This window comes from Bacillus sp. AFS098217 (genome assembly GCF_002551815.1).
Lineage (GTDB): Bacteria > Bacillota > Bacilli > Bacillales > Bacillaceae_G > Bacillus_A.
On sequence record NZ_NVPR01000032.1, the window covers coordinates 254,160 to 267,653 of the forward strand.

The following is a 13,494-nucleotide window of genomic DNA, read 5'->3' on the forward strand; positions in this document are numbered from 1 at the left end:
TCAGTCTCCTTGAATATCGGATTCAGATATTGGTTGTGGCTCTGCAATATTTTCAATCACTGTATAATGTAATGCTACTCTTAGATGATCTGCCCCAACCTCTTTATGCAAAATCTTATCACTTACAATCATAGCATGTTCATCCAATTTTTTCTTTAGTTCTTTTTCTGCCATTTCTTTCGCAACCTTAAGCGCTTGCTTTTCTGTATATTCACGGTTCGCCTCTTCCTCTTCACGCACAATTTCTTTTTCATAAGAAACAGGTAGTGTAAAACCAAATAATTTCACATCATGTTTTACACTTTCTGAACGCGAGCGCTTATACTTATCATGCTGAAAACCCCATATTTTTATTTTCCCACTTCCAAAACGGAGAAAATGCTCATTATATGAATTCCCCGTATACACTTGGAATGTTGTTTTCAAAGGAACTGTCACTTCGGACTCGTACCACGTTTCCCCATACACAATTCCTTTAGCGGAAACAACCGTTGGGTTCTCCTCATTTCCAAACATTCCAGATACAAGCAGTTGCCCCTTTTGTACATAATCATTTTTCATTACAACTGGCTTTCCAACTTCCACAAATGTTTTTGTAATAACCGCTTCTTTTTTCGCTACTAAATTTTGCGGTTTCTGTTCTTTTTCCTTCTTCGGTTCATTTTTTTCAACAATTTTAAAATGGTATGTCGTCCCCTGTATATCTAGACCAGCCCATGTAATTGCATTAATTTTGTCTGTCAAATGCCGCTGAATATCTTCAACATTAGGCATTTGAAATTGTAATCTCCCTTTCTTTATACCCATTTTGTCCAATTCTTTCATAAGTATATATTCTGTTTCCGGTTTCGCCCCTGTAATCTCAATTTTCCATACCATATTTGACAGCGCGATCATTCCGAAAAAAAAGATAAGGAGGCCAATTAAAAAGCCACTATTTTTAAGCATGCGCTTATTCCAAAAAGGAGCACCGTAACGTCCTATAAAATATAACTTACATTCATTTTTACGATAAATCGGTCTTAACTTCTTCACATCCCGCAGTAACATACAAAAGACCAATGTTTCATCAGCAATCTTCTTTACATCCCAAACAAATAAATTTCTGCGTACACACTCATTAATAAAGCGTTCGATCCCTCTACCTTCGATTCGTACTTTTACATATCCAAGCCACTTTGTAAACCATTGATTCTTCATCGCTCGCCTCCACTACCTTTCTCAAAAGTAGATATTCGCATCTACTTTCTTTCGCTTTGACCATCAAAATAGCTCGTACGAAATAAAATAAGAAGAAAAACTTCACTTAAGGAAGTTTCACTTCATTTTTCTTTCTTCTCATTTTCTAAAAATGTCACTTGCTCAATAACCCCTTCAAGTAACAGCTCCTCCGGAAGAATGGTTTTAATGACAAACGATTGCCCTTTAATTAATAATTGACCATGTTTTAGTAATAATCGTACTTCTTTATCAGAAAACACTAATAACCCTCGATGATTTTCTATATAAATATGCACTTGCCCAACAAGAGTAATCCGAGGCAGATCCATTAGCACATCCACTGGTAGGTCTATTTGCTTTGTTAGCCAATTTTTCATTTGTTCTAACTTCTTCATCTCCAAGACCCCCCTCTCATCCCATATGTATGAAAAAAGGGCTTGTAATATCACGTCCCAACAGAAAAAAAGCATAAAAAAACGTCTCATGAGAAATGAGACGTTTTTTTATGCTAATAGCTGTGCAACCAGCTTATTCACTTGTGATCCGTCTGCTTTACCTTTTACTTTCGGCATAACAGCACTCATCACTTTACCCATATCTGCTTTAGAAGCAGCACCAACATCAGCAATTACTTGCTTAATTACGTTCGCAAGCTCTTCCTCTGTTAATTGCTCTGGCAAATACGTGTTTAAAATCTGAATTTCACGTTGCAGTTTATCAACAAGGTCATCACGACCCGCTTTTTTAAATTCAAGGAGGGAGTCCTTATGCTGTTTTACTTCACGAGCTAAAACTGTTAATTCCTCTTCTTCAGTAAGAGTATGTTGCAGTTTAATACCTTCATTTTGCAAAGCAGCCTTAACCATACGAATAACGGTTAATTTTTCTTTTTGTTTATTCTTCATCGCTTGTTTCATATCATCGTTTAAACGACCGAGAAGACTCATAACTTACACCCTCTCTTAGAATTTACGCTTTCTTGCCGCTTCAGATTTCTTCTTACGTTTTACACTTGGTTTTTCATAAAACTCGCGCTTTCTTGCTTCAGCAAGTGTACCAGTTTTAGAAACCGATCTTTTAAAACGGCGAAGTGCATCCTCCAAAGACTCGTTTTTACGAACGACTGTTTTTGACATTCTCTTTCCCTCCCTCCGAAACATCACACTTACATACTAACTTCAGCATGCAAAAAGAAACACTTCTTCAGCATGTCTTTTACGATTATAATACATTTTGTCACTTCAGGTCAACTATTTGACAGAATAAAAGGAGAGTAGGTGCCCTTCCTTTTTAAAAGTCTATGTAAACTACGTATTATAACTGATATTTATTTTACCTTTTATTCGAACCAATTTATGTAATACAACTAATTATTTTGTACAAATGGCACAAGTCTTAAAATTACTTCTGCTTTTACATCTATCCGGTAGACCCTCACGGCTAAGAATCTGCCACGCAAGAAGGTAAAGAACGCCTTCTGCGTGAAAGTACCTTAGCCGACGGGACTAAACAGTCGATTCTAAACAGGGCACTCCCGCTTTTAAATTAATAATCAGTTGTTGCTGTTTTTCCACTAACTAACGCAACACCAGAGCTTGTACCGATGCGCGTTGCTCCCGCTTCTACCATCGCATCCATATCTTCACCGCTGCGCACGCCACCTGAAGCTTTCACGCCAATTTCTGGTCCAACTGTTTTTCTCATTAATGCTACATCTGCTATTGTTGCGCCACCTGTTGAAAAGCCAGTTGATGTTTTTACAAAGTCTACACCTGCTTTTACAGATAATTCACACGCACGGACTTTTTCTTCTTCTGTTAATAAACATGTTTCAATAATAATTTTCACAAGTGCTTTTCCTTTTGCTGCTTCTACAACTGCACGAACATCGCGCTCTACTAACTCATCATTTTTATCTTTTAATGCACCGATGTTGATTACCATATCAACTTCTGTTGCACCTTTTGCAATTGCATCTTGCGTTTCAAATGCTTTTGTTTCTGGCGTGTTTGCCCCAAGTGGGAAACCGATTACCGTACAAACTTTTACATCTGTACCCTTTAATAATTCAGCTGCTGTTTCAACCCAAGTAGGATTTACACATACAGAAGCAAAATCATGTACTTTTGCTTCTTCACATAATGTAACAATTGCTTCTTTTTTTGTATCCGGTTTTAATAGTGTGTGGTCGATTAATTTTGCATAGTTCATTTTTTCATATGCTCCTTTCTTCACTCAACAGTTGTCTGACAACTGCAACGGTTAGCATTATAGCATGAAATATTAACAACTTCATATCTTAACTTCTCCACCAATGAAAAAAGCATGCAAATCCTTTTCTTTTGCATGCTTTCTCATTACGCACTTGCTGAGTCTTTTTTCACATCGTCTTCAAGAACACGTACAAATTGAGCCTCATTATACGGATAACCAGCTTTTGTAATTTTCACTTTTACCAGTTTACCAATTAACTCTTCAGATCCTTCAAAAACAACCTTTAAGTAGTTATCTGTATAGCCTACATATAATCCTTCGCGGTCGCCCTCTTTGAATGGTTCTTCTGGAATAATTTCAAGAACTTCTCCTTCAAATTGAGAAGCATATTCTTTCGCTAATTGATTTGATAATTCAATTAGACGGTGCACACGATCATTTTTTACTTCTTCAGGAATTTGATCATCCATACGAGCTGCAGGTGTTCCAGTACGTTTTGAATAAGGGAAAACGTGTAATTCAGAGAAACGGTTTTCTTTAATGAAATTGTATGTTTCCATAAATTCTTCTTCCGTTTCACCAGGGAAACCAACAATTACGTCTGATGTAATTGCAAGGCCTGGTAACGCCTCTTTCAAGCGATCTAAACGTTCTTGGAAAAATTCCATCGTATATTTACGGCGCATACGTTTTAATACAGTGTTTGATCCCGATTGCAATGGAATGTGTAAGTGACGCACAACTACTTCAGATTTATCTAATACTTCAATTACTTCATCTGAAATTTGACTCGCTTCAATTGAAGAAATACGAAGACGCTTTAAGCCATTCACCTCAGCTTCCATATCGCGAAGCAATCCAGCTAAATTGTAATTTTTCATGTCTTCTCCGTATCCACCTGTATGAATACCAGTTAAAACAATTTCTTTATAGCCTGCATCAACTAATTGCTGTGCTTGATGAATAACTTCTTTTCCATCACGAGAACGCATTAAACCACGTGCCCAAGGAATGATACAGAACGTACAGAAGTTATTGCAACCTTCTTGTATTTTTAAAGATGCACGTGTACGGTCAGTGAAATACGGTACGTCAAGCTCTTCATATACACGTGTTTTCATAATGTTGCGGACAGCATTAATTGGTTGACGCTCTTTACGATACTCTTCGATATATCCTAGCATTTTTTCACGATCTTGCGTACCAACAACGATATCCACGCCTGGAATCGCCATAATTTCTGCTGGAGATGTTTGTGCATAACAACCTGTTACACAAATAACCGCATCCGGATTATGTCTCACTGCACGACGGATAATTTGACGGCTCTTTTTATCACCTGTATTTGTTACCGTACATGTATTAATTACATATACATCTGCTGTTTTTTCAAAATCTGTTCTTTCATAACCACCTTGTTTAAACAATTGCCAAATTGCTTCTGTTTCGTAGTGGTTTACTTTACAACCTAACGTATGGAACGCAACAGTTGCCATTGATCATCACCCCATCAATTCAAAATGATAAGAAGCGGCGCTTAACGCATAAAGCGGTGCCGTTTCTGTTCTTAAAATTCTTGGTCCTAAACTACATGGTACAAATTTATGTTCGCAAAGCGCAGAAATTTCTTCCTCAGATAACCCACCCTCTGGCCCAAATACAATTAAAAGTTTTTGACCATGCTCAATCGTCGCTAAAGCCTTCGCAAAATTCGCTTTTTCACCTTGTTTTGCTTCCTCTTCATACGCGACAAGACACACATCATACTCACTGCTCATCGCGAGCAATTGTTTAAATGATGCTGGAGTATGCACATCTGGAATTTCACTTCTATGTGATTGTTCCGCTGCTTCTTTCACAATTTTTTTTAAGCGCTCAACTTTTTTATCTGCTTTTTTCGCATCCCATTTCACAATAGAACGAGATGCTTGAAATGGTAAAAATGCAGCTGCCCCAAGCTCGGTTCCTTTTTGAAAAATTAACTCTAGCTTGTCTCCTTTCGGCAGTCCACTTGCAATCGTTACGAACACTGGCAGTTCGCTTGACGTCTCTACCCATTCTACAATAGCACTATCCACAAATTCACTGGTAATTTCAGCAATTGTACATCTTGCTGTTTTTCCGTTTACACAGCAATAAATAGAATCACCAGCTGTCATGCGCATCACTCTTGCAATATGATGTACATCATCACCTACAATACGAATACTTGCATCATTTACATATTTCTCTTCTACAAAATAACGTTGCATCTCATCACCTTAGTAAAGTTTCGTTCCTTTCGTAAGTCCACACTTACGAAAAGAACGAAACGTTATCATTTTAATATAACAAACGGCAAGTCCCTCACTTTATATAGCGAGAGACTCTTCCATTCATTATAATCATAAATTATATATTACGCATTTCGTGCAATGATTGCTACCCAATCTTCCATTCTTAACACTTCTTCAATTGTAAATCCGGCTTTTTCTAGCGCCTCAGAAATCACTTTTTCTTTTGCTGCAATAATACCAGATGTAATAAATAATCCGCCTTGTTTTACAACTCGAGCTGCATCTTCAGGGAAGAGAAGGATAATTTCCGCAAGTAAATTTGCTACAATCAAATCTACCGGCCCCTCAATACCTTCTAACAAACTATTTTGTCCGACAGATACGATGTCGTCCGTTTTATTTAAACGCACGTTCATTTCTGCACTTTCAACTGCAACTGGATCTAAATCATATGCCTGAACAGATGCTGCACCCAGTTTTGCCGCAGCAATACTTAGTACACCAGAACCTGTTCCAACATCAATTACTGCACTACCAGGCTGAACTGTTTTCTCTAATGCACGAATACACATCGTTGTTGTTGGATGTGTCCCTGTACCAAACGCCATACCTGGATCTAATTCAATAATCTTTTCATCTACAGAAGAAGGTGTATACTCTTCCCATGTTGGCACAATTGTGAATGTATCAGAAATTTGAACTGGATGATAATATTTTTTCCAAGCAGTAGCCCAGTCTTCCTCATCGACTTCATTAATCGTAATATTTCCTGTACCAATTTCGATGTCGAAAGATGGAAGTACATCAATAGATGATTTTACACTTGCAACTGTTTCATGTAAAGAATCCGTTTGTGGGAAGTATGCTTTTATTAACACACCATCCTCTGGATATTCAGCTGGATTAAGCGCATAAATTTCACCATACTGTTGCTCACGCTCTTTTGTTAACTCTGCCGGATCTTCAATCGCTACGCCACTTGCACCTGCTTCGTGCAAAATATGAGAAACAGCTTCTACTGCTTCCTCTGTTGTATGAATACTAATTTCTGACCATTTCACAATTTACCAACTCCATTTTTCATTTCCATTATTCCCCTTTGAAAGCACGTTTAAGCTTTCCGAATAAGCCACCATCTTGATCTTCTTGTCCTGCAAATTCACGTAATAATTCTTTTTGGTGTGATGTTAATTTCGTTGGTACAACAACACGAACAATTACGTATTGATCACCTTGACCATATCCCCGTACATTTGGAGCTCCTTTTCCTTTTAGGCGGAATTCTGTTCCAGTTTGTGTCCCTGCTGGAATTTTCAATTTCACTTTCCCGTGAACTGTAGGGACTTCCACTTCAGCACCAAGCGCTACTTGCGTGAATGTTAATGGCATTTCACAAATAATATGATCACCATCACGCTCGAAGAATTCATGATTTCTTACGTGAACAACAACATATAAATCACCTGCTGGCCCACCATTTACACCCGCTTCTCCTTTACCTGACACACGAATTTGTTGTCCATTATCGATACCAGCTGGGATTTTAACGTTAATTTTTTTACGTTTACGCACTTTTCCAGAGCCATGACATGTTGTACATTTTTCTTTAATGATTTGGCCTGTTCCTGAACAATGGTTACATGCTTGACGATTTACAATGCGACCAAATGGTGTATTTTGTTCTACGCTCACTTGACCTGTTCCTGAACAATGCTTACATGTTTCTTTTGAAGTTCCTGGTTTCGCCCCAGTGCCGTGACATGTATCACAAGGGTCTTCCACTGGAATTTCAACATTTAATTCCTTACCAAAAATCGCTTCTTCAAAGTCTAACGTCACTTGATATTGCAAGTCAGCACCTTGACGCGGCGCATTTGGATCACGACGTCTGCCACCACCGCCAAAGAATGAACTAAAGATATCTTCAAATCCGAAGCCACCACCAAAGTCTCCGCCGCCGAAGCCACCGAAACCTTGATTTGGATCCGCATGACCAAATTGATCGTACTGCGCACGTTTTTGATCATCACTCAACACTTCATATGCTTCTTGTACTTCTTTAAACTTTTCAATTGCATTTTCTTCTTTACTTACGTCTGGATGATATTTTTTAGCCAAACGACGATATGCTTTTTTAATTTCATCTTTTGAAGCGCCCTTGCTAAGGCCGAGCACCTCATAATAGTCTCGTTTATTCATAAATTTGTAACCCCCGAATCTTTCACATAAACGTAATTTTAACACCGAAAGAAAGTGCTTTGCAACAAAGTTTCCTCACTTACAGTATGCAAAAAGAAAAACGTAAGACCCTCACATGAAAGACCTAGTTCACACTAAGCCTTTTTCTTATTCGTGAAAAAAGCCAAAGCCAAGGCACGCTTGACTTTGACTTTTTGTCATCTTACTTATGTTGTTTTACTTTATTACTTGTCTTCTTTTACTTCTTCAAACTCAGCGTCAACTACGTTGTCATTTTTTGCACCAGCGTTACCTTGTGCACCTTCTGCTTGCTGAGCGCCAGCAGCTGCTTGAGCTTGCTCATATAATTTTACAGTTAATTGTTGTACGATTTCTTGAAGTGCATCTTTTTTCGCACGGATTTCATCAAGATCATTTTTCTCGATTGCCGCTTTTAATGCATCTTTCGCTTCTGTTGCTTTTGCTACTTCAGCTGCATCTACTTTACCTTCTAAATCTTTTACAACTTTATCTGTTTGGAATACAAGTTGGTCAGCTTCGTTACGAAGTTCAACTTCTTCTTTACGCTTTTGGTCAGCATCAGCATTTGCTTCTGCTTCTTGAACCATACGATCTACCTCTTCATCAGAAAGACCTGAAGAAGATTGAATTGTAATTGTTTGTTCTTTGCTTGTGCCTAAGTCTTTCGCACGTACATTTACGATACCATTTGCATCAATATCGAATGTTACTTCGATTTGTGGAATACCACGTGGTGCTGGCGGGATATCTGTTAATTGGAAGCGACCTAATGTTTTGTTGTCAGCTGACATTGGACGCTCACCTTGTAATACGTGAATGTCTACTGCAGGCTGGTTATCAGCAGCAGTTGAGAACACTTGTGACTTACTTGTTGGAATTGTTGTGTTACGATCGATTAATTTTGTGAATACGCCACCCATAGTTTCAATACCTAAAGAAAGTGGAGTTACGTCTAATAATAGAACGCCTTTCACATCACCAGTAAGTACGCCACCTTGAACTGCAGCACCTAATGCTACAACTTCATCAGGGTTAACGCCTTTATATGGTTCTTTACCAGTCTCACGTTTAATCGCTTCTTGTACAGCTGGAATACGAGTAGAACCACCAACAAGAATAACCTTATCTAATTCACTTGGAGAAAGACCAGCATCTTTTAATGCACGACGAGTTGGTTCTAATGTTCTTTCAACAAGGCTAGCTGAAAGCTCTTCAAATTTCGCTCTTGTTAAGTTTAATTCTAAGTGTAATGGACCAGCAGCTCCAGCACTAATGAACGGTAATGAAATTTGTGTTTGTGTTACACCAGAAAGATCTTTTTTCGCTTTTTCAGCTGCATCTTTCAAACGTTGAAGTGCCATTTTATCTTGGCTTAAATCAATGTTATTTTCTTTTTTGAATTCAGCTACTAAATGATCGATGATAACTTGGTCAAAGTCGTCACCACCAAGACGATTGTCACCAGCAGTTGAAATAACTTCAAATGTTCCATCTGCTAATTCAAGGATAGATACGTCAAATGTACCGCCACCTAAGTCGTATACAAGAACTTTTTGTTCTTCGTCTTGTTTTTCTAAACCGTAAGCAAGCGCAGCTGCTGTTGGCTCGTTAATAATACGTTCTACTTCTAAACCAGCAATACGACCAGCGTCTTTTGTTGCTTGGCGCTCTGCATCGTTGAAGTATGCTGGTACTGTGATAACAGCTTTCGTTACTGTTTCACCTAAGTACGCTTCAGCAGAAGCTTTTAAGTTTTGTAAAATGATTGCAGAAATTTCTTGAGGTGTGTAATCTTTACCTTCAACTTCTACTTTGTAGTCTGTACCCATATGACGTTTAACAGACATGATTGTATTTGGGTTCGTAATTGCTTGACGCTTCGCTACTTCCCCAACTTGACGTTCTTCATTTTTGAAAGCTACAACAGAAGGTGTTGTACGGTTCCCTTCTGGATTTGGGATAACCTTTGGTTCTCCACCTTCCATAACAGCTACACAAGAGTTTGTTGTACCTAAGTCAATACCGATAATTTTACTCATGGCGAAACCTCCTACATTTATGTGAATTATTGATTTACTTTTACCATTGATGGGCGAATCACACGATCTTTTAGCTTATAGCCTTTTTGAAATTCTTCCACAACCGCGTTTGATTCAAACTCGCTGTCTTCTACTTGCATAACAGCTTGATGTTCATGTGGATCAAACTGTTTACCAACAGCTTCAATCGCTTCAACACCTTCTTTAATCAGTGCTTCTAGCAATTGACGATATACCATTTCCATCCCTTGTAGTAAGGACTTCATCTGCTCGTCGCTCGCTTCCACTTGCATCGCTCTTTCAAAGTTATCAAGAGCCGGCAAAATATCTGACACAAGACTTTGTGATCTATATTTTTCAGCCGCTTGCTTATCCAATTGAACACGGCGCTTATAGTTTTCAAAATCAGCTTGTAGACGTAGTGTGCGACCTTCCGTTTCCGTCAATTTCGCTTGCAATTCATCTACCTTTTCTTGTAAAAGAGCCGCTTCACTTTTTTCTTCTACTACAGTTTCTTCATTGTTTTCTGCTGTAATAGATTCCTCAGTTTGCGTTTCTTTCGCTTCTTCAACTACTTGTTCGTTACGCTCTTCCACAACTTTCACCTCCTTAAAAGGCACTAGAGCTCACGCTGGGCATGAGCATCCAAGCATAAATTTTATGTTACACACCAGCAATGATTCTGTTCATTACTCGAGCGAATTTATTATTTTGATTTATACACTCCGTTTAAACCATCTGTAAATTGTCTTGTAAACAATTGTAACAGACTAATTACACGAGAATATTGCATTCTCGTCGGACCTAGGATTGCAATTGTTCCAAGCTGTTCTTCTCCAATGGAATACGTTGCAGAAATTAAACTACAATCTTCCATTGCAGTCGAAGAATTTTCTCGGCCGATTTTCACTTGAATACCGACTTGTTTATTACGCAAAATATCGTAAAACGCGGCTTCATTATCGATCATTGTCAGCAAGGAGCGTACCTTTTGGATATCATGAAACTCCGGCTGCGAAAGCATATTGGCTTTCCCGCCAAAGTATATCTTTTCCGATAAAGGCACTTGAAATGTACCATCTAATATTTTTATTGCACTATCATAATTATGGACATATCCACGGAGAACTGTCACAATCTCTTTTAAAATTTTATTGTGTAATTCCGCCATCGGTACACCAGATAGCTTTTCATTTAAAATATTAACCATCTTTTCTAAATCTGATAAATCAACAGATTCCGGAACGGTAATCGTTTTGCTTTGTACATGCCCTGTATCCGTTACAATAATCGCGACTGCTGTTTGATGATCCAGCGGAACAATTTGTACATTTTTAAGCTTATTTGTACTCACTTTCGGCCCAAGAACAATCGCCGTATAATTTGTGAGTTCCGATAAAATTTGAGCTGATTGCTGTGCAACTTTCTCTGCTTCAAAAATTCTTTCAGCAAATAAATCTTTAATCTGCACAATCTCCTCATGTGGTAAGTTCTGTGGCGCTAAAAGATGGTCTACATAAAATCGATACCCTTTTTCTGAGGGGACACGTCCAGAAGAACTGTGCGTTTTTTCAATAAATCCTAGTTCTTCTAAATCAGCCATTTCATTTCGAATGGTAGCTGAACTAAATGTAATTTCATCTTTTTTAGCCAACGTTCTTGACCCAACAGGCTGCGCTGATCCAATAAAGTCATCAATAATTGTTTGTAAAATTAAGAGCTGACGTTCCGTAAGCATCTCATCATCACCTCTGTTAGCACTCTTTATCTTCGAGTGCTAAATCTATTAATAACTTACCAAAATTGACATTGAATTGTCAACGGAAACGTCACGAAATAGAGAAACTTTTTCACACCTACCGGACATTACATTAATCAATTAAAAATGATTGAAATACTTCATTCCCTAATAACTTACCTTGTCTCGTCAAACAAACATAGTCATCTTTGTTCTGAAGCAACCCATGTTCTTTACCCTGTAACAATTGCTTCGCAAAGATTTCATCCATTTCTATACCAAACTTCTTCTGAAATCCTAGTTTAGAAACACCCTTTGTTTTCCTAAGTCCTAAAAATAGTTCTTCTTCCATTCTTTCCTTTCTCGTCACTTCATGAACATCTAGATAAGGGAATCCCGTCTCATCAATTTTAGAAAAATATTGTTTCAGTGGACCAACATTTTGGATTCGCTCTCCATTCACATAACTGTGAGCACCAGCTCCAAAACCATAATACTGTTCATTATTCCAGTATGTGAGATTATGTCTACTTTCATATCCTTCTTTTGAAAAATTACTAATTTCATACTGATGGTAACCATGCTTCTCCATCTCATCCATTACCATTTCATACATCTTCGCCTCATGGTCTTCACCAGGAAGCCTTAATTTCCCTTTATTCATTAAATTGTAAAAGACAGTTTTCGGTTCAACAATTAAAGAATACGCAGAGAAATGTTGAACACCGAGTGTGAAAGCGATATCTAACGTTTCTTTCACATCTTCAATCGTTTGCCCTGGCAATGCATAAATTAAATCGACATTAATATTCGTAAAACCAACTTCCTGCGCTTCACGAATTGCTACAAACGCATCTTCTCTCGTATGCTTACGTCCAATCTTCTCTAACAGTTCATCTCGAAACGTTTGCACACCAAAACTAATTCGGTTCACACCGCCCTCTAATAGAAGGTTCAATTTTTCTTTCGGTAAATCTCCAGGATTCGCTTCAAACGTTAATTCACAGTTTGGAGCAAACCGACGCAAACGACGATTAATAATATCAAGAAGTTTTTTCGTCTGCTCCATATTTAACGCTGTTGGTGTCCCGCCCCCAACAAAAATTGTTTTCATATTTTCAAACGGTACCTTTTGCACCGTATTTATTATCTCTTTTTCTAAATACTCCAAATATTGAACAACAGGCTGACGTTCAATAAATACTTTATTAAAATCACAGTAGTGACAAATATGCTGACAAAACGGAATATGAATATATGCAGCTTGCATCAAACTTTACTCCTACCTTTCTAAAAAGAAAACCTCCGCATTTCGGAGGCTCCTTTACTTCTCTAACCCATTGCGAATTTGCTTCATTCGCATTTTCTCCCAATCATACATCATTTCGACGATTGGTAAAAGTGTCATGCCTAAATCCTCCATAAAATATTCTACGCGCGGAGGCACTTCTGGATATACTGTCCGGCCAATAATCCCATCTTCCATTCATTCTTTTAATTGATTTGACAAAGCTTTGTGAGAGATATTTGAAAATAGTCTTTGTAACTCACTAAAGCGATGCGGTCCTTCCACACCTAGATGCCATAAAATTACAACTTTCTATTTTCAGCTAATAATGGAAAGAGCCAATTCCTTTTCACAATTAAAATCACCATTTTGTATCTTTTCTTGAATATCTTTCCGAATATTTTCAGACATCATTCGTCTCCTAACTCTATATCAATCCTCTTTTTCTCCTTACACGAAAAGCATCCTCACTATTGTAAAGGAGAGATTTATAGTTGT

The 13,494-nt window shown here is 37.9% G+C and carries 13 protein-coding genes and 1 pseudogene; all 14 read right to left on the reverse strand.

Annotated elements, in window-relative coordinates:
• The 14 genes and pseudogenes from yqfD to COO03_RS09635 all read right to left on the reverse strand — a co-directional run bounded on the left by yqfD (window position 1) and on the right by COO03_RS09635 (window position 13,407).
• Window positions 1-1,200 (reverse strand): sporulation protein YqfD, encoded by a 1,200-nt coding sequence (gene yqfD, locus COO03_RS09570; protein WP_097896946.1) that lies wholly within the window; start codon window positions 1,198-1,200, stop codon window positions 1-3.
• Window positions 1,201-1,322: 122 nt separating this feature from the next.
• On the reverse strand, window positions 1,323-1,616 hold the full coding sequence (gene yqfC / locus COO03_RS09575) for a sporulation protein YqfC (RefSeq protein ID WP_097896947.1): 294 nt from the start codon (window positions 1,614-1,616) through the stop codon (window positions 1,323-1,325).
• A 108-nt stretch (window positions 1,617-1,724) separates the two neighbouring features.
• Window positions 1,725-2,168, reverse strand: coding sequence for a GatB/YqeY domain-containing protein (locus COO03_RS09580; RefSeq protein WP_000054564.1), 444 nt, complete (start codon window positions 2,166-2,168; stop codon window positions 1,725-1,727).
• Between the two features lie 15 nt (window positions 2,169-2,183).
• Window positions 2,184-2,357 carry a 30S ribosomal protein S21 gene (gene rpsU, locus COO03_RS09585; protein ID WP_000048061.1) on the reverse strand — a complete coding sequence of 58 codons (174 nt, stop codon included), beginning with the start codon at window positions 2,355-2,357 and terminating at the stop codon, window positions 2,184-2,186.
• A gap of 409 nt (window positions 2,358-2,766) precedes the next feature.
• Window positions 2,767-3,432, reverse strand: a complete 666-nt coding sequence (gene deoC / locus COO03_RS09590) for a deoxyribose-phosphate aldolase (RefSeq protein ID WP_097896948.1) — start codon at window positions 3,430-3,432, stop codon at window positions 2,767-2,769.
• A gap of 146 nt (window positions 3,433-3,578) precedes the next feature.
• Complete coding sequence (gene mtaB, locus COO03_RS09595; protein WP_097896949.1) at window positions 3,579-4,931, reverse strand: tRNA (N(6)-L-threonylcarbamoyladenosine(37)-C(2))-methylthiotransferase MtaB; 1,353 nt, start codon at window positions 4,929-4,931, stop codon at window positions 3,579-3,581.
• A gap of 6 nt (window positions 4,932-4,937) precedes the next feature.
• Entirely contained in the window at window positions 4,938-5,687 is a 750-nt protein-coding gene (locus tag COO03_RS09600) for a 16S rRNA (uracil(1498)-N(3))-methyltransferase (RefSeq protein ID WP_097896950.1), read from the reverse strand.
• Between the two features lie 146 nt (window positions 5,688-5,833).
• Complete coding sequence (gene prmA, locus COO03_RS09605) at window positions 5,834-6,772, reverse strand: 50S ribosomal protein L11 methyltransferase (RefSeq protein WP_097896951.1); 939 nt, start codon at window positions 6,770-6,772, stop codon at window positions 5,834-5,836.
• 28 nt (window positions 6,773-6,800) lie between these two features.
• Window positions 6,801-7,910, reverse strand: coding sequence for a chaperone protein DnaJ (dnaJ, locus tag COO03_RS09610; protein ID WP_097896952.1), 1,110 nt, complete (start codon window positions 7,908-7,910; stop codon window positions 6,801-6,803).
• Window positions 7,911-8,134: 224 nt separating this feature from the next.
• Entirely contained in the window at window positions 8,135-9,970 is a 1,836-nt protein-coding gene (dnaK, locus tag COO03_RS09615) for a chaperone protein DnaK (RefSeq protein WP_097896953.1), read from the reverse strand.
• Between the two features lie 26 nt (window positions 9,971-9,996).
• Window positions 9,997-10,566 (reverse strand): nucleotide exchange factor GrpE, encoded by a 570-nt coding sequence (gene grpE / locus COO03_RS09620; RefSeq protein WP_097896954.1) that lies wholly within the window; start codon window positions 10,564-10,566, stop codon window positions 9,997-9,999.
• 110 nt (window positions 10,567-10,676) lie between these two features.
• Window positions 10,677-11,708, reverse strand: a complete 1,032-nt coding sequence (gene hrcA / locus COO03_RS09625) for a heat-inducible transcriptional repressor HrcA (protein WP_097896955.1) — start codon at window positions 11,706-11,708, stop codon at window positions 10,677-10,679.
• Window positions 11,709-11,841: 133 nt separating this feature from the next.
• Window positions 11,842-12,981 (reverse strand): radical SAM family heme chaperone HemW, encoded by a 1,140-nt coding sequence (hemW, locus tag COO03_RS09630; protein WP_097896956.1) that lies wholly within the window; start codon window positions 12,979-12,981, stop codon window positions 11,842-11,844.
• A 51-nt stretch (window positions 12,982-13,032) separates the two neighbouring features.
• Window positions 13,033-13,407, reverse strand: a pseudogene (locus COO03_RS09635) (winged helix-turn-helix transcriptional regulator).
• Window positions 13,408-13,494 lie beyond the last annotated feature (87 nt).

What these genes read in the sequence shown, in the direction of transcription:
- rpsU (WP_000048061.1), bottom strand. Translation starts at nt 2,357, where the DNA reads ATGTCAAAAACAGTCGTTCGTAAAAACGAGTCTTTGGAGGATGCACTT.
- mtaB (WP_097896949.1), bottom strand. Translation starts at nt 4,931, where the DNA reads ATGGCAACTGTTGCGTTCCATACGTTAGGTTGTAAAGTAAACCACTAC.
- COO03_RS09600 (WP_097896950.1), bottom strand. Translation starts at nt 5,687, where the DNA reads ATGCAACGTTATTTTGTAGAAGAGAAATATGTAAATGATGCAAGTATT.
- yqfC (WP_097896947.1), bottom strand. Translation starts at nt 1,616, where the DNA reads ATGAAGAAGTTAGAACAAATGAAAAATTGGCTAACAAAGCAAATAGAC.
- hrcA (WP_097896955.1), bottom strand. Translation starts at nt 11,708, where the DNA reads ATGCTTACGGAACGTCAGCTCTTAATTTTACAAACAATTATTGATGAC.
- dnaJ (WP_097896952.1), bottom strand. Translation starts at nt 7,910, where the DNA reads ATGAATAAACGAGACTATTATGAGGTGCTCGGCCTTAGCAAGGGCGCT.
- dnaK (WP_097896953.1), bottom strand. Translation starts at nt 9,970, where the DNA reads ATGAGTAAAATTATCGGTATTGACTTAGGTACAACAAACTCTTGTGTA.
- COO03_RS09580 (WP_000054564.1), bottom strand. Translation starts at nt 2,168, where the DNA reads ATGAGTCTTCTCGGTCGTTTAAACGATGATATGAAACAAGCGATGAAG.
- deoC (WP_097896948.1), bottom strand. Translation starts at nt 3,432, where the DNA reads ATGAACTATGCAAAATTAATCGACCACACACTATTAAAACCGGATACA.
- yqfD (WP_097896946.1), bottom strand. Translation starts at nt 1,200, where the DNA reads ATGAAGAATCAATGGTTTACAAAGTGGCTTGGATATGTAAAAGTACGA.